20 protein-coding genes are annotated in these 26,166 nt (G+C 58.3%); 15 read left to right on the forward strand and 5 right to left on the reverse strand.

The annotated features are described in order from the left end of the window. Together EPD60_RS12045 and EPD60_RS12050 are read left to right on the forward strand one after the other, a co-directional pair. On the forward strand, positions 1-540 hold a 540-nt coding region (locus EPD60_RS12045; RefSeq protein WP_131449724.1), incomplete at its 5' end, for an IS256 family transposase. A 219-nt stretch (positions 541-759) separates the two neighbouring features. Further along, positions 760-3,891 carry a WD40/YVTN/BNR-like repeat-containing protein gene (locus EPD60_RS12050; protein ID WP_131449725.1) on the forward strand — a complete coding sequence of 1,044 codons (3,132 nt, stop codon included), beginning with the start codon at positions 760-762 and terminating at the stop codon, positions 3,889-3,891. A gap of 91 nt (positions 3,892-3,982) precedes the next feature. On the opposite strand, the gene EPD60_RS12055 is transcribed toward EPD60_RS12050, so the two are convergent. Together EPD60_RS12055 and EPD60_RS12060 are read right to left on the reverse strand one after the other, a co-directional pair. Further along, positions 3,983-4,645 (reverse strand): endonuclease III domain-containing protein, encoded by a 663-nt coding sequence (locus tag EPD60_RS12055; RefSeq protein WP_131449726.1) that lies wholly within the window; start codon positions 4,643-4,645, stop codon positions 3,983-3,985. A gap of 475 nt (positions 4,646-5,120) precedes the next feature. Then, entirely contained in the window at positions 5,121-6,254 is a 1,134-nt protein-coding gene (locus tag EPD60_RS12060) for a glycosyltransferase family 4 protein (protein ID WP_131449727.1), read from the reverse strand. Between the two features lie 718 nt (positions 6,255-6,972). Here EPD60_RS12060 and EPD60_RS12065 point away from each other — a divergent pair. The 3 genes from EPD60_RS12065 to EPD60_RS12075 all read left to right on the forward strand — a co-directional run bounded on the left by EPD60_RS12065 (position 6,973) and on the right by EPD60_RS12075 (position 9,957). Next, positions 6,973-7,665: a DUF4290 domain-containing protein gene (locus tag EPD60_RS12065; protein ID WP_131449728.1), complete on the forward strand. Its 693-nt coding sequence runs from the start codon at positions 6,973-6,975 to the stop codon at positions 7,663-7,665. A 138-nt stretch (positions 7,666-7,803) separates the two neighbouring features. Further along, entirely contained in the window at positions 7,804-9,108 is a 1,305-nt protein-coding gene (murA, locus tag EPD60_RS12070; protein ID WP_131449729.1) for a UDP-N-acetylglucosamine 1-carboxyvinyltransferase, read from the forward strand. Between the two features lie 3 nt (positions 9,109-9,111). Beyond that, positions 9,112-9,957 carry a helix-turn-helix domain-containing protein gene (locus tag EPD60_RS12075; RefSeq protein ID WP_131449730.1) on the forward strand — a complete coding sequence of 282 codons (846 nt, stop codon included), beginning with the start codon at positions 9,112-9,114 and terminating at the stop codon, positions 9,955-9,957. A 217-nt stretch (positions 9,958-10,174) separates the two neighbouring features. Here the strand turns inward: EPD60_RS12075 and EPD60_RS12080 are convergent, their stop codons facing one another. Continuing rightward, positions 10,175-12,643, reverse strand: a complete 2,469-nt coding sequence (locus EPD60_RS12080) for a TonB-dependent receptor (RefSeq protein WP_165871528.1) — start codon at positions 12,641-12,643, stop codon at positions 10,175-10,177. Between the two features lie 226 nt (positions 12,644-12,869). On the opposite strand from EPD60_RS12080, the gene EPD60_RS12085 reads away from it, so the two are divergent. Both EPD60_RS12085 and EPD60_RS12090 read left to right on the forward strand, forming a co-directional pair. After that, positions 12,870-13,457, forward strand: a complete 588-nt coding sequence (locus tag EPD60_RS12085; RefSeq protein ID WP_131449732.1) for a nitroreductase family protein — start codon at positions 12,870-12,872, stop codon at positions 13,455-13,457. A 102-nt stretch (positions 13,458-13,559) separates the two neighbouring features. Continuing rightward, positions 13,560-14,120: a four helix bundle suffix domain-containing protein gene (locus tag EPD60_RS12090; protein ID WP_131449733.1), complete on the forward strand. Its 561-nt coding sequence runs from the start codon at positions 13,560-13,562 to the stop codon at positions 14,118-14,120. A gap of 223 nt (positions 14,121-14,343) precedes the next feature. On the opposite strand, the gene EPD60_RS12095 is transcribed toward EPD60_RS12090, so the two are convergent. Continuing rightward, entirely contained in the window at positions 14,344-15,246 is a 903-nt protein-coding gene (locus tag EPD60_RS12095) for a helix-turn-helix domain-containing protein (protein WP_131449734.1), read from the reverse strand. Between the two features lie 130 nt (positions 15,247-15,376). On the opposite strand from EPD60_RS12095, the gene EPD60_RS12100 reads away from it, so the two are divergent. From EPD60_RS12100 to EPD60_RS12135, 8 genes are all read left to right on the forward strand, one after another. Next, positions 15,377-15,664: a hypothetical protein gene (locus tag EPD60_RS12100; protein ID WP_131449735.1), complete on the forward strand. Its 288-nt coding sequence runs from the start codon at positions 15,377-15,379 to the stop codon at positions 15,662-15,664. Between the two features lie 167 nt (positions 15,665-15,831). Further along, entirely contained in the window at positions 15,832-16,329 is a 498-nt protein-coding gene (locus EPD60_RS12105) for a cupin domain-containing protein (RefSeq protein ID WP_207896641.1), read from the forward strand. A gap of 126 nt (positions 16,330-16,455) precedes the next feature. Next, complete coding sequence (gene gmk, locus EPD60_RS12110) at positions 16,456-17,037, forward strand: guanylate kinase (protein WP_131449736.1); 582 nt, start codon at positions 16,456-16,458, stop codon at positions 17,035-17,037. A 201-nt stretch (positions 17,038-17,238) separates the two neighbouring features. Then, a complete protein-coding gene (locus EPD60_RS12115) occupies positions 17,239-18,510 on the forward strand; it encodes a hemolysin family protein (protein WP_243647824.1) in 1,272 nt (423 codons plus the stop codon). 197 nt (positions 18,511-18,707) lie between these two features. Beyond that, complete coding sequence (locus EPD60_RS12120) at positions 18,708-21,350, forward strand: zinc-dependent metalloprotease (protein WP_131449737.1); 2,643 nt, start codon at positions 18,708-18,710, stop codon at positions 21,348-21,350. A gap of 178 nt (positions 21,351-21,528) precedes the next feature. Continuing rightward, the gene (gene tatC / locus EPD60_RS12125) at positions 21,529-22,383 is read left to right on the forward strand and encodes a twin-arginine translocase subunit TatC (protein WP_131449738.1); all 855 of its coding nucleotides are present in this window, start codon (positions 21,529-21,531) and stop codon (positions 22,381-22,383) included. Positions 22,384-22,604: 221 nt separating this feature from the next. Then, positions 22,605-23,060: a ribose 5-phosphate isomerase B gene (rpiB, locus tag EPD60_RS12130; RefSeq protein ID WP_131449739.1), complete on the forward strand. Its 456-nt coding sequence runs from the start codon at positions 22,605-22,607 to the stop codon at positions 23,058-23,060. Between the two features lie 141 nt (positions 23,061-23,201). After that, positions 23,202-24,689, forward strand: coding sequence for a M28 family peptidase (locus tag EPD60_RS12135; RefSeq protein ID WP_131449740.1), 1,488 nt, complete (start codon positions 23,202-23,204; stop codon positions 24,687-24,689). Positions 24,690-25,044: 355 nt separating this feature from the next. Here the strand turns inward: EPD60_RS12135 and EPD60_RS12140 are convergent, their stop codons facing one another. After that, positions 25,045-26,019: a deoxyhypusine synthase family protein gene (locus EPD60_RS12140; RefSeq protein ID WP_131449741.1), complete on the reverse strand. Its 975-nt coding sequence runs from the start codon at positions 26,017-26,019 to the stop codon at positions 25,045-25,047. Positions 26,020-26,166: the final 147 nt, after the last annotated feature.

Genomic DNA, 26,166 nt, shown 5'->3' on the forward strand with positions numbered 1-26,166 from the left:
GGTGTCCAGGACATCCTGATTGCCTGCATCGACAACCTCAAGGGTTTTGCGGAGGCCGTCGAAGACTTATTCCCTCAGACCGAAGTGCAGTTGTGCCTGGTGCACCAGATGCGCAACTCGATGAAGTATATGAACTGGAAGGACCTGAAGCCTTTTGTGCGCGATCTGAAGCAGATCTATAAGGCCGTCAATGCAGCCATGGGCCTGCATTACCTGGAGGAAGCCGAGAAGAAGTGGGGTAGCAAATACAGCGTCATCTTCAAGAGCTGGCGAACCAATTGGGAGCGGCTCCGCACGTTCTTCAACTACTCGCCTGCTATCAGAAAAATCATCTATACCACCAATCCCATTGAGAGCTACCACCGCATGGTGCGCAAAGTCACCAAGACAAAAGGCGCGTTCTCTTCCGAAGATGCTATCGTCAAGCAAATCTACCTGGCCACCATAAATGCTAACACCAGGTGGCAAGGCACCATGTTCGGATGGACAACCGTCCGTACAGAGCTAACTTTGAAGTACGCAGACAGGCTGAATAAATAAATGACACACTTAACTGAGCACTACCTCTCCGATCTCTGATTTGATTTAGATCCGGGATCCTGAGATCCGAGATAGCCAGTTTTCCTTCTGCCCTCATGTAATCATGTACTCATGTATTCATGTAATCTTACCTCTACTCACCCTTCGTCCCGGACCCCTCATCCATTCTCCCATCAACTCCGCCGTTTTCTTACTATGTTTAGCCTCTAACTCTTTGCCATGAGAATTTTCCCTGCCCTGGCCGGGCTGCTGCTGTGCGCCTCCGCGGGCGCGCAGAAGGCCCGCCTCGACCAATTCAAGAACTGGAAGCCCCGCAACTTCGGACCTTCCTCGATGAGCGGCCGCGTGACCAGTATCGATGTGGTCAACGCCGACCAGAACGTATGGTATATCGGTGCCGCCTCGGGCGGTGTGTGGAAGACCACCAATGCCGGCGGCTCCTGGACACCCGTGTTCGACGAGCAGCCCACCCTCAACATCGGTTCCGTCGCCATCCAGCAGTCTAACCCCAACATCGTATGGGCGGGCACCGGCGAAGGCAACCCCCGCAACTCCATCAACATCGGAGAGGGCATCTACAAAACCCTCGACGGCGGCCGCACCTGGAAGCGTATGGGGCTGGAGAAAACACGCAACATCCACCGCATCCTCATCGACCCCACCGACCCCGACGTGGTGTATGCCGGCGTTATCGGTAACCCTTATGCAGAGCACAAGGAGCGCGGCGTGTACAAGACCTCCGACGGTGGCCTCACCTGGCAGCAGATCCTCTACACCAACGACACCTCCGGCGTTGGCGATATGGTGATGGATCCGTCCAATCCCAACAAGATCATCGTCAACATGTGGCAGCACCGCCGCACGCCCTGGTCGTTCAAAAGCGGCGGGCCGGGCTCCGGCCTTTACATTACCCTCGACGGAGGGCGCAACTGGAAAAAGCTGGGCAAGGAAGACGGTATCCCGGGTGGCAACCTCGGACGCTGTGGCATCGCTTTCTCCATGAGCCAGCCGAGCCGCGTATACGCACTTATCGAAGCTGAAAAGAACGGTCTCTATAAAAGTGATGACGGCGGATTGAAATGGGAGCTCGTCACCGCCGAGCCGCGCATCGTAACGAACCGACCTTTTTATTTCCAGGATATCCGCGTCGATACGAAAAATGAGAACCGGATTTACTCCGTGCACGACATCGTGGAAGTGAGCGAAGATGGCGGCCGCTCCTTCCGCACACTGCTGCCTTATGCCGGCATCCACCCCGACCACCACGCCTGGTGGATCTCGCCCACCGACCCCAACTTCATCCTCGATGGCAACGACGGCGGCATGGGCATCACCCGCGACCGCGGCCGCAGCTGGACCTTCCCCGAAGGCCTGCCGATCGGCCAGTTCTATCATATCAACGTCGACAACGAGCAGCCTTACAATGTGATGGGCGGCCTGCAGGACAATGGCTCCTGGCATGGCCCGGCCTATACCTGGACCAACGGCGGCATCCGCAATTATTACTGGAATAACGTAGGCGGCGGCGATGGCTTCGACGTCATGCCCGACCCGGAAAATTCTGATTGGGTGTACAGCGAAAGCCAGCAGGGCTACCTCAACCGCATCAACTGGAAAACCGGTGAGCGCTGGTTTCTCCGCCCGCCGGCAACGCAGCTCGGACAGAAATTCCGCTTCAACTGGAACGCCGCCATTGCACAGGATCCGTTTGATCCGAAAACGATCTATTTCGGATCGCAGTTCGTGCACAAGAGCACCGATAAGGGCGCTTCGTGGAGCACCATCTCGCCCGACCTCACCACCAATAATGCCGAGCAGCAAAAGCAGGACGAGAACGGCGGTCTGACGCTTGATGTAACCGGCGCCGAGAACTATAATACCATCCTTGCCATCGAGCCTTCGCGCCTCGACCGCGGCGTGGTGTGGGTGGGTACCGACGATGGCAACGTGCAGCTGACGCGTGACGGCGGAAAGACCTGGACCAACTTCCGTGGCAAGATCCCCGGTATGCCCGTGGGTGCCTGGGTGCCGCAGATCCGCGCCTCGCGCTACAACGCGGGAGAGGCTTTCGTGGTCACCAACGACTACCGTCGCGGCGACTTCCGGCCCTATGTCTTCCGCACCACCGATTATGGAAAAACCTGGACGCGCCTTGTGGATGAAAAGAAAGTGCATGGCTATGCGCTTTGCATCCTCCAGGACCCGACCCAGCCCAACCTCATTTTCGTAGGCACGGAAGGTGGCCTGTGGGTGTCGCTCGACAACGGCGCCACCTTTGAACAATGGAAGAATGGCTACCCAAGCGTTTCTACGTATGATCTTGCCATCCAGGAGCGCGAGGCTGATCTTGTGATCGCCACCTTTGGCCGATCGCTGTGGGTGCTCGATGATATCCGCCCGCTGCGCCAGCTGGCCGCCGCCGGCGGGGCACCCGCGAAGCGTCTCATGGCTTACGGCGCACCCGAGGCCATCCAGGCGCAGTACCGCGCCGCCAACGGCTACGAGTGGAGCACCTATGGGCTGTACGATGCACCCAACCGTCCGCGCGGGGCTACTATTTCCTACTGGATCAACGCGTCGCGCGACACTTCGGTGAAGGTGCCCGATTCGCTTACGGTCCGGATTTACAACGACCGAAAAGAGCTCATACGCAACATGAAGTGGAAGGCCGACACCGGTTTCAACCGCCGCACCTGGGGCATGGAGGAGCGCGGCTACCGATCGCCCGGCTCGCCAAAGCCGCGGCCCGGCGCTCCGGAAATTCCCGGCCTGCAGGCGCTGCCCGGCACTTACAAGGTGGTGCTGACGCTGGGCAAGGATAGCGATTCCACGATGGTGACGCTGAAAGACGACCCGCGCCTGAACAAGCCGGCCTCGGTAACAGAGGCGCAGCGCGCGTTGCTGGAGCAGCTCCGTAAAACTACGGATCGCCTCACCGAAGCGATGGACCGCCTTACCGAATCGGAAGAGGCGCTCACCAAGATCTCCGGAGAGTTGCGCGGCCTGGAAGGCAAGCCTTACGACTCGCTGCGCAAAACCACCACGCGGATGCAGGACAGCATCAAGGTGCTGCGCGAGTTCATCGGCGGAAAGAAGGTAGAGAAGCAGGGACTTTCGCGCGAAGACGATATCAATGTGCTCAGCGGCATCCAGCTGGCACAGGGCTATATCATGAGCAAAAGCCTCGCGCCCGGCGAGCAGGAGCGCCAGCTCGTAGCCAACGCCGGCAAGCTGATCGACTCCGCGGTGGAGCGTGTCAACCGCTTCTACGCAACGCTGTGGAAGCAATACCGCCAGCAATACGAAGCCACGAAGGTGAACCTGTTTAAAGACTACGAGCCGATAAAGTAAAAGGTTCTGAAGTTCTATGGTTCTGGGGTTCTGAGGTTCTATGGTTCCGGGGTTTAACCAACCTCAAAACCCTGGAAACTCAGGACCCTTTTCATTTGTGTTTCGTTACCCCCACCTGCCGGCAATATTCCAGCACCGGGCAGGTAGCGCAAAGCGGTATTGCCTTGCAGATATGCTTGCCGAAGGGCATCAGCAGGCGGTTGATGTCGACCCAGCGTTTTTGCGGCACCACTGTTTCCAGTGCCGCCATGGTTTTTTCCGGGGTGCGCGTGTCCACGTAGCCCCAGCGGTTGACAACGCGGTGTACGTGGACATCCACCGAGATGCCCGCACTGCCCGTGGCCACGCCGATGGCCAGGTTGGCGCACTTGGGCCCGACACCTTTCAGGGCCGTGAGGTTTTCGAAGTCGGCCGGCAGCTTACCGCCATATTCTTCTTCGGCAATACGCGCGATCTCGAGCATCGTTGCCGCTTTTTGTCCCGGGAACTGGGTTCCGTACAGAAGGTCGGCAAGCTCGCCATGCGAGAGCCGTAGCAGCGCTTTCGGTGTGCGGGCCACGGCAAACAGCTTTTCGGAAAGCGGGATGGTCGTCTCGTCGAGCGTGCGGATGGAGATGAGGCAGGAAAGCAGTTGCTCGAACACCGTGGTGTAGCCGCGCCCGTGCAATTCGAACATGGCCGCTTTGGGATAGGACGCGATGGCCTTTTCGATGCGGGCAAGCATTGTCTTGAGGTCGAAAGGCTTTTTCTCCATGAAGGAAGCAGTATGCAAGGATAAAGCCTGATGGAATCTCGGATCTCGGATCGCTGATGTCGGATCTGCCTGACGGCGGTGAGTTTTTACGCGAAGAATTTTTTTAGGGAGGTGGACCTGGGAGCAATCACTCTGCTGCTTTTTGAAGTGGTGAGATTTTATAGTTCGTAGATCCGGAAGGCGCGCTAAGCGGGGCCGGGCGCCCGGGGGCACCCGGTGTGCTCTTTTGGGTAAAGGCATCAATGCCCGATGCTGATTCTGTGCCGTTGCGCGTTAATTATTGGAGTCCTGCCGCAGGCAGGCAAACTCTCGTAACTCATTGACCTGAATCACCGGACATTACCCGACCAGTAAAACTGTCTCCCAAAACTGTAGTTGTAGAACAAGCCTCTGTGCCCGCTGCGAAACGCTCTGCCTCCTCTGCGAGAAAAAAACCGTGGTGGCGACTTCAGTCTTCCGGGGTAATGAACCCCGGTCACTTGGGCTTCGCGAGTGCTTTTTCGATGCAGCTCCACACCAGGTCGGCCGTTCGCTCCCAGCTAAACTGCGCGGCCCGCTCAAAGCCTTTTTGAACCAGCAGCTTCCGGCCGTCCTCATCTTTATAAATGTGCATCAGCTCGCCCGCGATGGAGGCGGGCTCTTTCGGATTGAAATAGAGCGCGGCATCGCCGCAGATCTCGGCCATTGACGTGTTTTCCGAGGTCAGCGCCGGAATACCCGACTGCATTGCCTCGAGCACCGGAACACCGAAGCCTTCGAAGAAGGAGGGATAGACGAGCGCATACGCGGAAGCCATGAGGCGTTTCAGCTCGGCTTCGTCGATATAGCCGGTAAGCACCACGTCGTCGCGGTATTTATAGGTTTCCAGCAGCTTCAGGAACTCGTCGTTCTTCCAGGCGAGGCGCCCGGCGAGCACGAGCTTCCAGCTGCTTTTCTGACGCTTTTTAAAGATCGAAAACCCTTTGAGCAGGTTCACCAGGTTTTTGCGCGGCTGCAGGGCGCCGGCATAGATAAAGTATTCCTGTCCGCCGGTATACTTTTCCTTCACCGCGGCGCGTTCTTCCCATTCCAGCGGGCGAAAGCCTTCCTTGACGGCGCTGTACACAACGGTGAGCTTGCTGTCGGGCACCCGGTAGTGCTGCTGGATATCTTTTTTTGAAAACTCCGAAACGGTGCCGATATGCTTTGCACGGCGTACAAACAGCGGCAGCTGCCGGCGCAGGTACCCGAGATGAATCTTTTTATAAGCCTCGGGCTGGTGCAGGAAGCCCAGGTCGTGCACGATCAGGCACTGCGGCACCCGCGTGGTGAGCGATGCGTAGCCGTCGGGCGACACAAAAACATCGGCCTTGATGCGGCGCAGCACCAGCGGCACCTGTACATCGAACCAAATACGCCAGAGCAAGGGGTGGCGGGCCTGGGGCGACACCACGATGGGCGTGACGTTGGGGCCGAATACAAAGCTTTCGTCGTAAGGGCGGTCAAACAGGAAAAAGAAGTGGTGTTCGGGGTGGGCCGCCGCCAGCCGCCGGAACACTTCCTGGATAAAATACCCGATCCCTTCGAGGTAATCTTTAAGCAGCAGGCGGGTATTGACGGCGATGTTCATGGGACGGCAAAGATCGGGAATCACGGGTGCGATGCGTCAGCCGGGAAGGTGGCCTTCAACGCTGAGCCACCCGCCCAGGCGAACAAAGTATTGGCTATTGGAGCGGTCTCTTGTTGCGTTTGTGCTGGAAAAATGACCCGTCGGGCTTTGCCAAAACTATCCAAGCGGATTAAAACTGCATTAAAAATCAGCCTGTTACGCGGGATGCGGCAACAAAGTGCTGCCCCGTTATTTCCCCGTTTGTACCGGAATTTCCCCATTTATTGTCCAGTTTAAAGACTTCGAGGTACGCTTTTACGTTAAAAATGAAATTGGCCCGGTCCTTGTTTTAACCCTCCCAGAAGTTTTGGTGCTTCACCCTTAATCTTACAAACCTTGTAATAAAGAGCCTCTTAGGTGGAAGAGGATGGTGGCTTGTAAAAGGGGCCTTGGTTCGGGGCCCCTTTCTTTTTTATTTTACGATCGCCGATGTCGGATGTCTGATTTCAGGTGATGCCAACCACTACCCGATTTGCTCTGATTACGCAGATTTTCAGTTTTCATACGCAGCGTTCCCTGCTCCGATTGGTGCAACCTGAACCTTAGGCATTGAAAATTGCATATTGAACATTACATTTGTTCCCCGCGGTAGTTCCCCTCCTTAGCGACGCAACCGGCTCCGGCTGCAGACTTCGAACTACAGACAGCAAATTCTTTACACTTACTTTCATTTTACTACATGGAATACAATACCGGCAGACCTGCCCTTATTATACGTGAATATGGCCGTCATATCCAGAAGATGGTCGAACACCTGCTTACCATTGAAGACCGCGCCCACCGGCAGCGGCAGGCAAACTATATCGTGGAGCTCATGGGCTTCCTCAACCCGCACCTGAAAACGATCGAGGACTACCGCCAGAAGCTGTGGGACCACCTTTTCTTCATCACCGATTTCAAGCTCGACGTCGACTCACCCTACCCGAAGCCGACGCGCGAGGAGATGGCCGCCAGGCCCGACCCGATCCCTTACCCCCGCCGCAACCCGCGCTACTACCACCTCGGCAAAAACCTCGAGCTGGTGATCGACAAAGCGCTGAAGGAAGAAGAACCCGCGAAACGCCAGGGCTTCGCCAATGCCATCGCTTATTACATGAAGCTGGCGTACAACACCTGGCACAAAGACGCGGTGCACGACGACGCCATCCAGCAGGAGCTGGCGAACCTCACCAAGGGCCAGCTCGAATTCAGCAACTCGGGTTACGTGAAGCAATACCGTCCCTCGCAGGACCGCGAAAACCAGCCCCAAGGGCGCTACGGCAAACAAAACCGCTACAAGCGCGGCGGTGGTGGCGGCCAGCAGTCGCAGCCCGGCCAGGGCAGTGGTGGTGGCAAACGCAACAACAATAAATACGGCAAGAAGCGGTACTAAACGTGATTCGTCAATCGTGAATCGTCAATCCGCGGTAAAGAAGAAAGGATGCCTTTGGCATCCTTTCTTCGTAATCAGGCGGCAGCATTCACGATTGCCGTTTCACGAGTATCTTGCCGCATAAACCCCCACGCACACATGGCTTCATTTGAAGTAGAAGGCGGCCTCAGCCTCAAGGGCGAGATCGTTCCGCAGGGCGCCAAGAACGAGGCACTGCAGATCATCAGCGCCGTGCTGCTGACCTCCGAGAAAGTCACGATCCATAACATCCCCGATATCCTCGACGTCAATAACCTGATTGACCTGCTTGCCGGCATGGGCGTGAAGGTGAACCGCATCGACCGCCAGACCTGCGAATTCCAGGCCGACGATGTGGACATCAACTACCTGCGCCGCGAGGAGTTCAAGACCAAGAGCGGCCACCTGCGCGGCTCGGTGATGTTTGCCGGCCCGATGCTGGCGCGCTGGAAAAAGGCTTTCATCCCGAAGCCGGGCGGCGACAAGATCGGGCGCCGCCGCCTCGACACCCATATCCTCGGCTTCGAAAAGCTGGGCGCGGAATTCACTTACTTTCCCGAAGACGGCTTTTTCTATTTCACCACCGAAGGCCTCAAGGGTACTTATATGCTGCTCGATGAGCCCTCGGTAACCGGCACCGCCAACATCATCATGGCGGCCGTGATGGCCGAAGGCACCACCACCATTTACAACGCGGCCTGCGAGCCTTATATCCAGCAGCTTTGCCTCATGCTCAACAGCATGGGCGCCAAGATCTCGGGCATCGCGTCCAACATGCTTTCCATCCAGGGCGTGGAGGTGCTTCACGGCACCGAGCACCGGATGCTGCCCGACATGATCGAGATCGGCTCCTTCATCGGGCTGGCCGCCATGACGCAAAGCGAGCTCACCATCAAAGACGTGCGTGCCGACATGCTCGGTGTGATTCCCGACCGCTTTCGCCAGCTGGGCATCCAGCTGAGTATCACGGGCGACGACATTCACATCCCGGCGCAGGACGTATACGAGATCGAAACCTATATGGACGGCGGTGTGCTCACCATGTACGATCACCCCTGGCCCGGCCTTACGCCCGACCTGCTCTCCATCATCCTGGTGGTGGCCACGCAGGCCCGCGGCTCGCTGCTGGTGCACCAGAAGATGTTTGAAAGCCGCCTCTTTTTCGTAGACAAGCTGATCGACATGGGCGCGCGGATCATCCTCTGCGACCCGCACCGCGCCACCGTCATCGGGCTTGGCCGCCATCACCGTCTCCGTGGCATCAGCATGACCTCGCCCGATATCCGCGCGGGTGTGTCGCTCCTTATCGCCGCTATGAGTGCCGACGGCAAAAGCACGATCCAGAACATCGAGCAGATCGACCGCGGCTACCAGAATATCGACAAAAGGCTCAACGCGCTTGGCGCCTCGATCCGGCGCCTGTAACCCATGCAGCACATCGAGTTTTTTGACCGCGCGCATTTCGCAGAGCGCTATCACCGGCAGAAGCCGGCGCGCCGGCTTGCGGCGTTCATCGACTTCTTCTGGGAAACCGATTTCGATACCCTTTGGAAGGCGCACCCGCAGGGGTTTTCCGATGCGCTGTTTCCGAATGTAGGCTACACCTACATGCTCAACCTGGGCACGCCTTTCGTAATGCAGCTCGCCGACACGCGCTACCCGGTGAAGCAGGACATCTTCCTGCCGCGGCAGGAATGCCTCGTGTGCCACCACCAGCCCGGCAACCGCATCTTCGGTATCAAGTTTCGCGTGTCGCCGATCGTGCTTGAGAAGGACGTCAACTTTTCCGAATACCGCGGCGCCGTGCATCCCCTGTCTTACCTGATCGACAGGGAGCTGGTGCAGCGCGTGAAGGCGGCGCCCACATTCGCGCGCCGCATGGCCATCTTATCGGAATATTATGAGCGGATGATCGACCAGCACGAAGGCGCGCGCAGACCGGTGGCGCTTGTGACCGGCATATTGAAGACCGTCAGCGAGCAGCGGCTGTACGCAGCGTCGATCGCCGACCTGGCCGCCCGGCACAACGTGAGCCCGCGCACCCTGCAGCGCTACTTTCTCGCCACCACCGGTATGACCGGCAAGCAGGCCCTCCAGATCCTGCGCATCCGCAATGCCGTAGAACTACTGTCTGCCCACCCGGGCAAATTCAATTACGCCGACTTCGGCTATTACGACCATTCCCATTTCTACAAACACCTCCGCGAGTTTTTCGGCGACGGCGCGCACCTGCACCTGGTGAAGCCGCATTTGCAGTTGCTGCGCTTGGGCTAGCAGGCGTCAGCAGACGGGCACAGCCCGTCATTGCGAGCGCAGCGAAGCAAACTCCTAACTTACGCAGGGTGGTCCGCAACTAAAAGAGTTCCGGCTTAAAGTCTTTTGACTTCAACCTGTCCTAAGGTCGGGGAGCTTGCTTCGCTACGCTCGCAATGACGCCAAAGGCGTCGCGCAAGCGACGCCTTTGGGTATAGGTTCATCAGTTTGTTATGCCTTACCCGCCCGCACGCTGGCGCTCCTCTTCAGAGGCCGTCGTACGCTTGCGGGCAGCCTGCACCTTACTGTTGCCGAAGCGGTAGGTGAAGCTGAGTGTAGCTACCCGCGAGTCGCGGATGGCATGCCAGTTCTCCACGTAACGGCCCGTGTAGGTAACGGTTGCCTTCGGCAGGTTGGTGAAGAAGATGTCGGTGACGTTGAGGCGCATCGTGCCTTTGCCTTGCAGGATATTCTTCTGCACGCCTGCGGCGATGCCCCACTGCGCGGAATTGTACGAGTAGCCATAGCGTCCGGCCGAATTATAGCTGCCGTTGAGTTCGGCGCCCCAGCCCTTCGCGAATGTGAAGGTGTTGTTCACCCGCAGGTTGGCCGCGGGGCTTCCGTTGGCCAGTGCGGCGCCGCCGATGTTGCCGTTGAAATGATTATAGAAAATGTTCACGTTGCCCATCAGGTTCCACCAGGGCTTCACGCGCCAGGGCAGGGTAGCCGTCAGCCCGAAATAGTCGCTCGACTCCAGGTTCACCGGGATCTGCACGGTAATATTCGAATCCTGTCCCGGCTTGATCTCGAATTCGGGGATGACGTCAAGAATGCGTGAGAGCACCGAGGTCTGCGGGGCGGTGGTGTGGCTGTAGCCGAGGGTGAAGTTGAGCTGCTTCACGGTGTAGCTCGCCTCGTAGCTCCAGGTGAGTTGCGGGCGCAGCAGCGGCGCGCCGGTGGCATAGATGGTCGCATCGATCTGGAACAGGAAGGGGTTCAGCTGCGAATAGCCCGGTCGGTCGATACGCCGGCTTACGGAGAGACCGATGGTCTGGTCATCTTTCAGCTTGTAGTTGAGGAATGCCGAGGGAAACAGCTGGAAGTAATCATTACGGAAGCGCGCGCCGCTTTTGGTCTGCAGGGTGCGCACGTTGGTGAGCTCGCCGCGCAGGCCCAGCTGCAGCGACCACTTGCTCCATTCCTTGCTGCCGTTCACATAAGCGGCGTTGTTGTATTCCTCGTAGTAGAAGCGGTTGGTCTTCGTGCTGTCAACCGAACTGGCGGCTCCCACCACGTTGAAAAAGCGCGCGTCATTATCAGAACGCACGTAGGAGGTTTTGGCACCGGCTTCGAAGCGGGCGCCCTTGCCCAGCGGATGCGTGTAGTCGGCCTTGGCGGTGGCCAGCGAGAGGCGCCCCTTCTGGTCGCCGTCGAGAATATCGGGATTGGCTTTCGGCGACCCGTCGAGGTTGAAGAAAGAAGAGGCCGTGCGGGTAAGCGATCCCGAGTTGTACTGGCCGAAGTCGGCATCGGCAGTGAGTTCCGAGCCGGCGCTGTCGAGCCGCGTTTTGAAGTTGATGTTGCCGACTACGTTCCGGTTGTAGTCGTCGTTGGTGGCGATGGTGTTGAAGAAGTAGCCGGGCTTGCCGGGGCTGGTGCCCACATTGGTGATCACGTCGCCGCGACGGTCGATGCCGGCCAGGTTGCTGTTGACCAGGAAGCCGAGGGTGCTGTTCTTCGAAAGGAAGAAATCGGCGCCGGCACGGATCGCATGCGACTGCACCTTGAATTCGGAATAGTTGTCCTTGTCGTCGGTGCCGGTCAGGGTGGGACCGCTGTAGAAGTTCCGGTTGATGAACAGGTGGTTGAGGAACTCGCGGTTACCGTAGTTATACGACCCGAAGAGGTTCATGTTCCTGTTGCGGTGATTGATGGTGGCGCCGGCGTTGGCCTTTGGCAGGTAGCCGCGTCCATAGCCCGCGGTGAGCGTGCCGTTGGTGCCGAGGCGCTGGTCTTTCTTCAGGCGGATGTCGATGATGCCCGAGTTGCCCGCGGCATCATATTTCGAAGAGGGGTTGGTGATGATGTCGATCCGCTCGATGGCGTTGGAGTTGAGCCCGCGCAGGTAGTTGGCGAGGTCGGCGCCTGTCATGGGCGAAGGCTTGCCGTCGATCATGATGATGACGCCGGCGCGGCCGCGGAGGGAGACGGCGTCGTTGTTGTCGATGGTGACGCCGGGGGCGCGCTCGAGCACGTCCATGGCGGTGGAGCCGGCCGACACGATGCTGTTTTCCACGTTGACCACGATGCGGTCGTTGAGTTTCTGGATGAAGGGTTTGCGCGCCGTTACGGTAACGCCTTTGAGCTCGTTGCTGCGGCGGCCTGCGAGGCTGAGGGCGGGCAGCTGCTGCACCGCGCCTTCGCTCACGTCGAAGGCCGGCGCGTAGCGCGGCTCATGGCCGGTCATGGATACGCGGAGGAGGTAGCGGCCGGCGGGCAGGCCTTCGGCCAGCGCCGTGCCGCCCCGGTCGCTCAGCGCGGTCTTCACAAGGACGGAATCTTTCGCACGTAATATTTCGACGGTAGCGCTTTCAAGCGGTGCCTTCTGTTCGTTGGTAACCGTGACGGAGACGGAGCCTTTGCCGCCCTGGGCCGCGGCGGCCAGTGAAGCGGCACTCAGCATCAGGGCCAGGTAGATCTTCCTCATAACATACATTTTCAGCAAAACAATAGGGTTCGGTGCTGCGCTCCTAGCCAATTCGGACCGTAAGGCGCAGGGCTTCCGTCAATGGAACAATGGCTCCATCTACGAAAATGGTCGTGTCCGAAAATTACATTGGGGATGCGGGGCGGCCGTAGGCCGATGCAGTCTTCTATGCCTTGATTGTTACGGGCTTGCGCGCCGGGCCTTGCCGTACCCGATCTTTGCGCCCATGAATTATCCCATCGCCGATATCAACGCCCTCATCCGCAACCGCCGCTCCACCTTTCCGAAGCAATACGACCCTGCCGGAACGGTGGAAGAAGACATCCTCCGCCAGATCGTGGAGAATGCCACCTGGGCGCCGAGCCATGGCAACCTGCAACCCTGGAAATTCGTGGTATTCACCGGCGCGGGCCGCGAGAAGCTCGCCCAGTTTCAGTCGGAGTTATACAAGGCCGAAGCCGGCGACAACTTCAAGCAGGCTACCTATGACGGCCTCGCGTCCAACCCGCTGAAGGCCGCCGCGGTGATCGCCCTCTGCCTGAAGCGCGACCCCAATAAGAAGTTCCCCGAGATCGAAGAGATAGCTGCGGTGGCCGCCGCCGTACAGAACATGTACCTCACCGTAACGGCCTACGGCCTCGGCGGTTACTGGACCACCGGTGGTGTTACCTACAAGGGCAGCGCAAAGGAATTCTTCGGCCTTGGTGAAGACGACAAGCTGATGGGATTCTTTTATGTGGGTGTGGTGGCCGTTCCCAGCCCGGCGAAGGAGCGTGCGCCGCTGGAGCAGAAGGTGGAGTGGATTAAGGGCTAGATTAGTGCTTTGTTGTAAATTAGGGGTTACTGGGACCCGTAGGACTCGTGCGACATTTAATGAAGTCGCACGAGTCCTACAGGTCCCACAAACCGCTAACTTATGCCTAATGAGAAAACACCTGGGTTTATCCCTCCGCACGGGGGCTACCGCAACCTGATTACCTATCAAAAAGCGGAGATCATCTACGACGCTACTTACCATTTCACCCGACGCTTCTTTGGCAAGTACGACCGCACCGTAGATCAGATGGTGCAAGCGGCGCGCAGCGGCAAACAAAACATCGCTGAAGGGAGCATGGCATCGGCAACTTCTAAAGAAACCGAGATCAAGCTTACCAATGTCGCCCGTGCTTCGCTGGAAGAACTGGCTATTGATTACGAAGACTTCCTTCGGACGCGCGGCCATGTCATCTGGGATAAGAATGACCGCCTTGCTGTTCGCTTCCGGGAGCTCAATCGCACGCCTGGTGCTTCCTATGCTACCTATCAGCGGGCATTTGAGCATGAGGACCCGGCGATCTGCGCCAATGCTATCCTTTGCCTGCTACGAATCACCATTAATTTGTTAGGAAGGCAACTTTCAAAGCTCGAGCAAGATTTCCTGTCGGAAGGCGGTCTTCGTGAGCGGATGACGCAGGCCCGCTTACGCCACCGTCGCTAACCCCGCACACCTGCACCGCTTCATTAACGATACCCGCCTGCTATCAGGTAAAGGGCAACATCAGCACTTCATACCGGAGGGATGTGTCACCTTCCTTGAGAAGGCCACTATTATAAATCACGGCATGTACCTGCACCGTTCGTGTTCCTTCATCCGGAGCGCTCATTACTGTCATGCGTCAGCGGATTGATTTATTCCCGGTATCGATGCTTTCAGCAAAGAGCTACACCACCTCCAACCGATACCCCTTCCTGGGCACATTCACAATTGCCAGCGAAGCATCCTGCTCCAGCTTCTTTCTTAACCGCGACACAAACACATCCAGACTCCTCCCTACGATCACGCCCTCATCCTCCCAGATCTTTTGCAGCTCCGCGCGGTCGATCACTTCATTGGGGCGGGCGGCGAACAGCTGCAGGAGGGCGGCTTCCTTTCCGGTAAGCGCGATGCGTTCTTCTTCAAACAATAAGCACTGTTGCTCCGGCAGAAACCAGTAGCGACCCAGGGCAAGTCCGGGTAAAGCCGGCGCTGAAGGCATGGCTGGCACCGCATCGGTGGTTGGTGGTTCCTCCATAACCGGGCTTGTTTTCCGACGAACGCTACGCACCCCGGTTGCAAGCAGCAAAAGCGCCAGCACACCCGCTCCTGCGCCGAGGAGGCGCTTGCCCGTCCAGAAGGGAGCCGGCGTGCGAAACTGGATGGAGATGCTGTAAGGCCCCTCCGGCTGGACCCGGCCGAGGCAGGGCACAATGGACTGCTGACCCGAAGGCAGCATCGCGTAGCCGAATACGACACCCTGCGAGGGCTGCTCCAGGACGTTGACGATATAATCGGCGCCCGGCAGGCTGCTGCCCAGCACCCGGTCGATGCCGGCCACCAGCGAGTCGGTGCGGAAGCGGAACGCCCCCGGGAAGGTGAGCAGGTAAGTAGCCGGCGCCGGCTGCGTCACCGGCGGCAGGGGCGTAGTGCTGTCGCCGGCAGCGCGGAGCAGCTCGTGGCCCACCCGCCGCACGGCAATGGCGGCCCGTGCCTCGTCGAAGGAAGTCTTCGGTGCGGCCCCGGTGAAGCCCAGCAGGGCCACCAGCAGCAAGGCCGCGCCGGCAAAGAGAAGGGAGGCCCGTTTCATCTTTTAAAGGTACCGCCATTTGCCCGCAACGGGCGGCCGGAAGCCAATATTTACACGCGTTTACAATCTATTTACACCCGGTTTACGGGGTCCGGCTAGCGGCGCGCGTACCTTGATCAAAACAATCAAAATGACTATTTCCAACAAACGCATTGTCCGCCGCCTCCGCTTCCTCGGCATCGGGGCCGCGCTTACAGCCGGTGTCCTCATCGCTGTCAACAGCACCCCGCCGGCACAGGCGGCCGCGCTGAAGCCGGCGACCTCCGACTCGGTTTACAATACCGTTCAGCCGTACCAATCGGTGATCCGCGCGCAGCAGGATTCGCTCCTGCGCCGCTACCCGTTTCTCCGCCAGGTGCACATAAAGGACGACCGGGGACGCCTGCTGGATATTTTCGGTCGCCCGCTGGGTTGCTGAGCCGGCTGGCGTTGAAGAGATACGGATGGGATCCGGGTGTTGCACACCCTTCCAAAAGCAAGCCCGGCGCTATAGTTACCCTTATCCCGGCACTGTATTTTCCCCTTGCGGGAGCCGGGAAAGCGGCGTAACTTATAAGTACATTTCTTCACCCAAAATCGAATCTTATGGATGCAAGCAGCATGAAAGCTTCGTTGCTCGGAGTAATGATGCTTTCCGGTTCCCTCGTCTTCGCGCAACATCATGGGGATTCTTCGATGCACAGCGGCCATGTTATGGTCAATAGCGCCAACGTCAAGTGGATGGCCGGCCCGCCCTTCCTTCCCGCAGGCGTGAAAATGGCGGTGCTCGAAGGCGATCCATCCAAAGAAGGTCCGTTTACCGTTCGCCTCATGATGCCCGCCAATTACACGATACCGCCGCATACGCACCCCACCATCGAGCACGTAACGGTGATCGACGGAGACTTTTTCATGGGTGCGGGTAAAAGCCTCGACCGCGCCGGCGCCATGAAGCTGAACCGGGGCGGCTACGCGGTAATGCCGGCCAACTTTGCCCACTACGCGTTTTCGCAGGGCAGGGCGCAGGTGCAGGTACACGGGATGGGCCCCTTTGCGATCAATTATATCAACCCGGCCGACGACCCGCGCAGCAAGAAAAAATAAGCAGCAGGCCAGGCAGCGATGCCTGGCCTTTTTGATGCCGCTCCTGGCGCGCCGGAAGCTGCGACCGGCGCAGTCGGGGCGGTTCGTTATCTTCGCCGCCATCAGCCCACTAAAACGTTTCGTCTCATGTCAGCAGATTTCGGCAAGATCATTATCCTCACCGCTCCTTCGGGCGCGGGCAAAACCTCCATCACCCGTTACCTGCTGAACAAGTATCCCGACCGCCTCGCCTTCTCCATCTCCGCGGCCACACGCCCGCCGCGCGGCAACGAAAAGGACGGCGTCGACTACCACTTCATGAGCGTGGCCGAATTCCAGGACCGCATCCACAAGAACGAGTTCATGGAGTGGGAGATGGTGTATGAAGGCAAATACTACGGCACCCTGAAGTCGGAGATGCGCCGCATCTGGAACGAAGGCAAGACGCCCGTGCTCGACATCGACGTCAAGGGCGCCATCCACATCCAGCAGCAATACCCCGAGAACATCCTGTCGCTTTTCATCGAGCCACCCTCCATCGAGGAGCTGCAGCGCCGCCTTACCGGCCGCGGCACCGAAAGCCCCGAGTCGCTGCAGGCCCGCGTAAATAAAGCCGCCTACGAGCTTTCCTTCAAAGAGCATTTTCACAAAGAGATCATCAACGAAAACCTCGAGCAGGCGTGCAAGGACGCCGAGGAAGCGGTGTTAGGGTTTATTGGTGAAGGATAATTGGTGACTTTCGAATAGAAGGACGAGCAAATGATTACATGAGTACATGAGGGCAGAGGGTTATCTGATCATCTCGGATCTCTGGATCTCGGATCTGAAATCAATCAGACATCGCACATCCGGCATCAGCCATTCCTTCTCCGGCTCATGTAATCATATGCTCATGTACTCATGTAATCTCACTTCTCTTATCTTAGAGTTATGATCGATACTACCGTCATGACCTGGTTCTTCGTAACCATCTTTATGATGGCCTTCTTCTCCGGCATCGAGATGGCGTTTTACAGCGTCAACCGCTTCGGGGTGGAGCTGAAGAAAAAGCAGGGCCGGCCCGGCGCGCAGCTCATCTCGCGCTTTATCCAGACGCCCGAGATCTTCGTGAGCGTCATGGTGATCGGCTTTACGCTGTCGCTGGTCTTCTTTGTGCTGCTGTTCAGCGCCGTTACCGAGCCGCTGTGGCGCTTCGCGCTGCGTACGCCGCAGCAGTTTGAGCGGATGGACGTGCTGCGGCTATTCGTCGATATCGCGCTGGCTACCTTCATTGTGCTGGTATTTGGCGAGTTCATTCCCAAAGCCTGGTTCCGCGCCAAAACGACGCTGCTGTCGCGCCTCGTGTGGGTGGTGAATCTTTTTTACGCAGTGCTGCAGCCGCTCGCCGCAGGCTTCATCGCCCTGTCGGAGTGGGTGCTCAAATACGTGTTCAACGTGCGGATGGACGAAAAGAAAGGGCTCTTCTCCGGTGCTGATTTTGAAACCCTTTTCCAGCAAAGCAACGACGACTACGAGCCCGAGGATGTCAACACCGAGCTGTTCGAAAACGCGCTGGAGCTGCCCAAAACCAAGATCCGCCAGTGCCTCGTGCCCCGCAAGGAGATCATCGCCGTAGAACTACGGTCGTCGATGGAAGAGGTGCGGCACAAGCTGGTGGAGACCAAGCTGAGCAAGCTGGTGGTGTATGAGGGCAATATCGACCACATCGTGGGCTATGTGCACCAGCTCGACCTGTTCAAGAGCCCCGATACGGTGCAGGACATCCTGCTGCCCATCCCCGCGGTGCCCGAGAGCATGAGCGCCACCGACCTCATCAACAAGTTTACCCGCGAAGGCAAGAGCATCGCCTGGGTGGTAGACGAATTTGGCGGCACCGCCGGCATCGTGACCATGGAAGACGTGCTGGAAGAGATCTTCGGCGAGATCCAGGACGAGTACGACTCCGAGGAGTTCGTGGAGCGCCAGATCTCCGAAAACGAATACATTCTCTCGGGCCGCCTTGAGCTCGACTACCTCTGCGATAAGTTCGACCTCACCTTCCCAGGCGATGAGGAATCCGAAACGCTTTCCGGATATATCATCAACCACCACGAAACGATCCCCAAGCAAAAGGAGCGGATCATTATCAACAACTACGAGTTTGATATCATCAATGTGGGCGATACCCGGATCGAGATGGTGAAGCTGAAGGTGCTGAAGTGACCGGATGACCGGATGAGGAAGAACGCAGATCTTTTATGATCCTTATGATTCGCGCAGATAAGATCGCGTGCGTCAGCCCATCATAAACAATCATAACCAATCTGCGTATCCCGCCCGCGGGATCAGCGTTCCTTCTCTTCCGACCGCTCCTCATTTTCACAAAGCCTTAGTTGCATCCGTGCGTAATTTCACGGACGATGAAAAGCTCCGCCCGGACCGTCTTTGCAACCATTTCTTTTGTCCTGATCACCATTGGCGCCGCCGCCCAGCAAAAGGGCAAGGCGCCGATGCCGCTTCCTGTTTTGGATACTGCCCGCCCGGTGAAAAAGCCGGTATGGCCGCTGGCCGATAAAACAAAGGGCACGCGCCGTAGCGACGGCCTCTTTACCCTGTACCAGGATACGGCCACTGGCGGCATGCAGCTCTATATCCGCAAAGACCAGCTGGGCAAGGAATATATCTACCAGAGCTTTGCGCTGAGCGGGCCAACGTCGCTGCTGCTCAACCAGAGCATCTACCGCTCCAACTTCATCTTCCGCATCGAAAAGTCCTTCGACCGCATCGAGCTCACACGCGTCAACACCGCTTTTTATTATGATCCCGCCAACCCCATCAGCCGTACCCGGGATATCGACAAGCCCGAAGCGGTGCTCACCTCGGAGCGGATCGCGGGTGAAGACTCGGCGGGCTACCTCATCAACGCCGACGGTATTTACCTGAGCGAGCGCTTCGACCCGGTGCGCCCGCCGGTTCAGCCGGGTGCCTTCGTTATCGGCGGGCCTTCTTTCGGGCTCGGCAACCTGAACCCATTCAAATCCAAGTATGTCGGCGTCAAAACCTTCACCGGCAATACCGACGTGGTGGTAGATCTTTCGTACGACAACCCGGGTGCCCCCGCAGGTGGCGGCACCGATATCACCGACCCGCGCTATGTGCGGGTGCGCCTGCAGCATTCTTTTATCGAGCTGCCGAAGAACGATTTCCGCCCGCGCCGCGACGACCCGCGCGTCGGCTATTTTATCCACCAGGTGAACGACCAGACCTCCGTGTCGGCTACGCCCTGGCGCGACATCATCGACCGCTGGAACCTGGTGAAGAAAGATCCCGCGGCCCCGGTGAGCGAGCCAGTGGAGCCGATCACTTTCTGGATCGAAAACACGACGCCGCTGGAATACCGCGAAACGGTACGTGCCGCTGTGCTCAAATGGAACGACGCTTTTGAAAAGGCCGGCTTCCGCAACGCCGTCCGCGTGGAGCAGATGCCCGATACCGCCAGCTGGGATCCTTCCGACCTCCGTTACAACGTGATCCGCTGGGTGTCGTCGGCACAGCCTCCCTATGGCGCCATCGGGCAGTACACCACCAACCCGCGCACGGGCCAGATCCTGGGCGCCGACGTCACCATCGAATGGTACACGGGCTCGGCCGCACCGGTGGTGGGGGAGCTGCTCACGGGTCAGCCTTCGACTCCGCTGCGCTACGCTCAGGCTGACATCCTTCGACAGGCTCAGGATGACAATCATACTGTCAGGCTGAGCGAAGCCGAAGCCAATCATACCCTGTGCAGCCTGGCCGACGAGCTGAAAGCGCAGTTCATTACAGGAAGCACGCTGGTGGATGCCGCCGGTGGCTCGCCGAAGGCGATCTCGGAGATGCACCAGCAGTTTCTCACCTACCTCGTAATGCACGAGACCGGGCATGTGTTCGGACTCAACCACAATATGAAAGGCAGCCAGCTCTGGTCGCCGGCCGAGATCAATAACAAGGAGCTTACCCGCAAATGGGGTCTTCTTGGCTCGGTGATGGATTACCCGGCCATCAACATCGCTGCCGATCCTGCGAAGCAGGGCGATTTCTATACGACGAAGCAGGGGCCTTACGACGACTGGGCGATCCAGTTTGGCTATACGCCTTTTGCGGAAAGTGAGGAAGCGGAAGGCGTGGCCAGGATCCTGGCGCGCAGCGGCGACCCGAAGCTTGCCTTCGGCAACGACGGCGACGATATGCGCAACCCGGGCAAGGGCATGGATCCCCGCGCCCAGATCAACGACCTGAGTAATGATGCCATCGGCTACGCGGCCACCCGCCTGCAACTGGTCAACGGGCTCATACCGAAGCTGGTGGACCGCTACGGTCGCCCGGGCCAGTCCTTTGCCGAGCTGCGCCAGCGCTACAATGCTCTGCAGGCGCAGCGCCAGCAGATGATCGGCGCGGTGAGCCGTTATGTGGGCGGCGTATATGTAGACCGCAGCTTCCCCGCTGAAGGCGCGCCCCGCCCGCGTCCCTTTACGCCGGTGCCCCTCGACCAGCAGAAGCGCGCCGTGAAGGTGCTCAACAAATACGTGTTTGCGCCCTCGGCCTTCAGTGCCGATACGGCGATCCTGGCCTGGCTGCAGCCCCAGCGCCGCGGTTTTAACCAGGGCGTTTACGGCGATGACTACAAGATCTCCAACGTGGTGCTGTCGCAGCAAATAGCAGGCGCGCTGGCGCACCTGCTGCACCCGGCCACGCTGCAGCGCCTCACCAACAGCCGCCTGTATGGCAATAAGTACGCGCCCGCCGACCTGCTGCAGGACCTGGAGCAGGGCATCTTCGCCGCCGACCGCGCCGGCGCGGTGAACGTGTTCCGTCAGAACCTGCAGACCGAGTACGTGCGCTACCTGCTGGAGGTGGTGGCCGACCGCTTCAGCCAGTACGATGCCATTGCGCAGGCCGCCGCCCTCGACGCGGTGCAGCGCATCCGCCGGATGGAGGAAAGCGCGCCGTCGCCAAATGCCGAGACCAGGGCACACCGCGCGAGCCTCGTGTACCAGATCAAGAAAGCACTCGATGCTAAATAGCAGTTCCCGGATCTGGAATCTTTGAATCTGGAATCTTTTGGATAAATCCGGGAAGAAGCTTATTGCGTATATCACTTCATCAATATCTCTATTGTTGCACGATGGCTCCAGATTCCAGATTCCGAGATTCCAGATCAGTAGATGCTCCCTGTTATCTTTGTCGCACTAAAAACGCTACATGGCTTTAGGGATCTTTAAAAGAGGAGGTGATTCGGAGCGGGCGGAGATGTCTTTCATCGATCACCTCGACGTGCTGCGCGGGCACCTGTTCCGCAGCGTGATTGCCATTGTTATCGGCGCCATTGTGGTTGCCGTTTTCAATAAGTTCTTCATCCGCGATGTGCTGCTGGGTCCCACGCATGCCGACTTCCCGACCTATGGCGTGCTGTGCCGCATCGGCAAGGCGCTCAACCTCGGAGGCTCGCTCTGTATGGACGGAATCGGCATCAAGATGCAAAGCACGCAGGTGGGCGCGCAGTTCAGCATGTTTTTTACCGTGCTGCTCATCGGCGGCATCATCATCGCCTTTCCCTATATCTTTTACGAATTCTGGTCTTTTGTGAAGCCGGCGCTCACGCAGCGGGAGCGGAGCAAAACGCGGGGCGTCATCTTCTGGGTTTCCTTCCTGTTTTTCCTCGGCGTCTGTTTCGGCTACTTCGTTATCGCGCCCTACACCATCAAGTTCTTCGCGGGCTTCCAGCTCGACGAAAACATCGAGAACCGCTGGACCATCTCCAGCTATATGGATACCATCATCCCGCTGGTGCTCGGCGCGGGGCTGGCGTTTCAGTTGCCGCTGGTGCTTTTCTTCCTGGCCAAGGTGGGCATCGTGTCGGGCACTTACCTGGCAAAGGTGCGTAAGTATTCCATCGTCATCATCTTCATCATCGCCGCCGTCATCACGCCCGGACCGGATATCGTGAGCCAGATGACCGTAGCGCTTCCGCTGCTGCTGCTGTACGAGATCTCGATCCTGCTGGCGAGAAGGGTAGAGAAGGAGCGGGCGAAGGAGGAGAAGGCCGAATGGAGTTGAAGGCGGAGCAAATGATTACATGAATACATGAGCCGAAGAGGGCAGGGTTGATATCGGATGTCAGATGTCTGATTGGGCAGGAGCTTCGCAGCCAGATTCCGGATCCTGAAATCAAAAGTGGCCAGACAGCCTTCCCCCTTCATGTAATCATGTACTCATGTATTCATGTAATCTTCCCTCCTTTCCGTCCTTCCTGTAGCTTTGCGAAAACCCACCCGTTTATGCACGCTCCCCTTTTCGACCTCACGAAACCTCTCGCCATCGGCTCCGACCACGCCGGTTTTGAATACAAGCAAGCGCTCATTCCCTGGCTGCAGGAACGTGGCCTGCAGGTAAAAGATTATGGCACCTACAGTACCGAGTCGGTAGATTACCCCGACTTCGCGCACCCCGTGGCGGGCGCCGTGGAAACCGGAGAGGCTGCACTCGGCATCCTCATCTGCGGTTCGGCCAATGGGGTGGCCATCACAGCCAACAAGCACAGGGGCGTCCGTGCCGCCATCGCCTGGGAGGACGCCATCGCTTCGCTTGCGCGGCAGCACAACAACGCCAACGTACTGTGCATCCCCGCCCGCTTCGTGACCCTCGATACGGCGAAAAGTATGACCGGTCTTTTCCTGGAAACTCCCTTTGAGGGTGGACGCCACCAGAACCGCGTGGATAAAATCGCTTGTTAATGTGATAATGCGGTAATGTGTCAATGCGGTAATTCTGGCCGCACAGATATGACAAAAACAGTGCTGCCACTGGCGGAGCTTTTCGACACATTACCACATTACCGCATTGCCGCATTGAAACAACGTGTATATTTCCGGGCTATGAAACGATTATTCCTTGCCAGCGCCCTTCTGGTTGCGTGCTGCTCTGTGCAGGCACAGAAGAAGAAGGCCGCCGCTAACCCGAAGCTCTTCGCCGCGAGCATCCTGCCCGCCGACCTGAAGAAGCACCTTTACATTATTGCCGGCCCCGAAATGGAAGGCCGCGAAACCGCCACCCCGGGCCAGAAGAAGGCCGCGGCGTACATCGAGAACCACTTCCGCACGCTCGGCCTCGAGCCCGGCGCCAACGGATCGTACCAGCAGGTGTTCAACGTCTACCAGGACGCGCTGCAAAGCGCCCGCCTCGAAGTGAACGGCCAGTCGTTCACCATCGATAAAGACTTCAACCCGCAAACAGCCTCCAATATCTCCGGCACCTTCCGCTTCAGCGAAGTGGTGGCCCTGCCCGCCGATACCAACGCGGTAAAGGCCGCCGACCTCACCGGCCGCCTCGTGATTCTTTATCCTTCTTCCAGTGCCGGCCGCATCGTTACCCGCGCCATCGCCACCACGATCCGCTCCAAGGGTGCCGCCGCCATACTGACGGTTTCTCCCACCTACCCGCGCAATGCCGGCAACCGCGCGGGCGCACAATCGATCTACAGCTTCCGCCGCACCGTTGACCCGCAGCAATATTCTATCTCCGAAGCGGTAGCCAGGGCCATCGTGGGTGCTGACTTCGACGCGTTGAAAAACGGCAGCATCACTGCCAAAACCATCAGCAGCGAAGTGCTCCTGGAAACCACCAAGAACAGCACTGTGCTCCAGTCGAGCAACGTGGTAGGCGTACTTCCCGGTACCGACCTGAAAGATGAATACCTCTTCATCACTGCCCACTACGACCACCTGGGCAAGCGCGGCGATTCCGTGATCTTTTATGGCGCCGACGACGACGGCTCCGGCACGGTAGGCGTGCTCGAGCTGGCCGAGGCTTTCTCTCTGGCCAAGAAAGCCGGCAAAGGCCCGCGCCGCACCATCGTCTTCATGACCGTAAGCGGCGAGGAAAAAGGCCTCTGGGGTTCGGAATACTATTCCAACCACCCGCTGTTCCCGCTGGAGAAGACCACCGCCGACCTCAATATCGACATGATCGGCCGCAGCGACGTTACCCGCAAGGGCGACACCACCAACTACATCTACGTGGTGGGCGACGACAAGATCTCTTCCGACCTGAAGCCGATCTCGGAGGCTGCCAACAGGCAGTACACCAAGCTGGAACTGGATTATAAGTTCAACGACGTCAACGATCCCAACCAGATCTACTACCGCTCCGACCACTACAACTTCGCCCGCAAAGGCGTTCCCATCATCTTCTACTACGACGGTATGCTGGGCTCCGACTACCACCGTCCTACCGACACGCCCGACAAGATCCATTACGAGCTGGCCGCCAAGCGTGCCCAACTGGTGTTCTACACAGGCTGGGAAATGGCCAACCGCGATTCGATGCTGAAGCGCGATATCGAGCTGCCGGCGATGCGCCGGTAAAAAACCGCGCTGGTCGATTAAACGTTTATTCTTCAAGCCTGTCTCACAAGAGACAGGCTTTTTATTAGAGAAAGATTAGAGGGAATATCTCTAACGTTCATTAACCTACGGCGGCGGTGCCCCAAGTTACCTTGGACGCCGGAACGCCGTTGCAATAACCTTTAAACATGCACTTATGAAAACACTGCTGCAATTCCTGGCCATGGTGGTCATGCTGATCATCGTTGGCCCCTTCACGGGCGAAGATTAGTTCGTAATTCGTAAGCTGCTATATGAAAAAGCCGGATCGCAAAGCGATCCGGCTTTTGTTTTGAAGCCTTTGCTCCCTCCCCGCCTGGGGAGGGCCGGGGCCGGGTTACCAGCCCAGCACGTACGCGAACACCAGCGGCGCAACGATCGTGGCGTCGCTTTCGATGATGTATTTCGGCGTGTGGATGTCGAGCTTGCCCCAGGTGATCTTTTCGTTGGGATGCGCACCCGAGTAAGAACCGTAGGAGGTGGTGGAATCGGAGATCTGGCAGAAATAGCTCCAGAAGGGGATCTCGTGCATCTCCAGGTCCTGGTACATCATCGGCACCACGCAGATGGGGAAGTCGCCGGCGATGCCGCCGCCTACCTGGAAGAAGCCGATGCCCTTGCCGTCGGAGTTGTGCTTGTAATATTCCGCGAGCCACACCATATACTCGATGCCGCTCTTCATGGTCGAAGCCTTGATCTCTCCTTTATATACATAAGAAGCGAAGATGTTGCCCATGGTGCTGTCTTCCCAGCCGCCTACCACGATGGGCAGGTTCTTCTCAGCCGCGGCGATCATCCAGGAGTTCTTCGGGTCGATCTGGTAGTAGTCTTTCATGACGCCGCTGTTGAGCAGCTCGTACATGTATTCGTGCGGAAAGCGGCGTTCGCCGGCAGCGTCGGCATCGAGCCATAGCTTGGCAATGTGCTTCTGGATGCGGCGGAAGGCTTCTTCCTCGGGGATGCAGGTGTCGGTAACACGGTTGAGGCCGCGCTCCAGCAGGTCCCACTCCTGCTGCGGGGTGAGGTCGCGCCAGTTGGGGATGCGCTCGTAGTGGTCGTGCGCCACGAGGTTCATGATATCCTCTTCCAGGTTGGCGCCGGTGCAGGAGATGATGTGAATTTTATCCTGGCGGATCATTTCTGCCAGTGAAATGCCCAGTTCGGCGGTGCTCATGGCGCCCGCAAGGGTCACCATCATCTTGCCGCCTTCCAGCAGGTGGGTCTCATAACCCTTGGCCGCATCCACGAGGGCGGCGGCGTTGAAGTGGCGGTAATGGTGCGTGATGAATTGCGAAACGGGTCCTTTGTTCATGTGTACAAGCGATTTTAGGGCACAAAAGTAGCGCATTGCATCCTTCGGCCGACCGGATTTCAGGGCCCGTCGGCCCGTTGAATGCCTCTGCCGGAGGCCCTTGCCCGTTTCTGCGGAAAAGCGTAACTCTGCACCCATTAACATTCA

It is taken from the genome of Flaviaestuariibacter flavus, assembly GCF_004337505.1.
Lineage (GTDB): Bacteria > Bacteroidota > Bacteroidia > Chitinophagales > Chitinophagaceae > Flavisolibacter > Flavisolibacter flavus.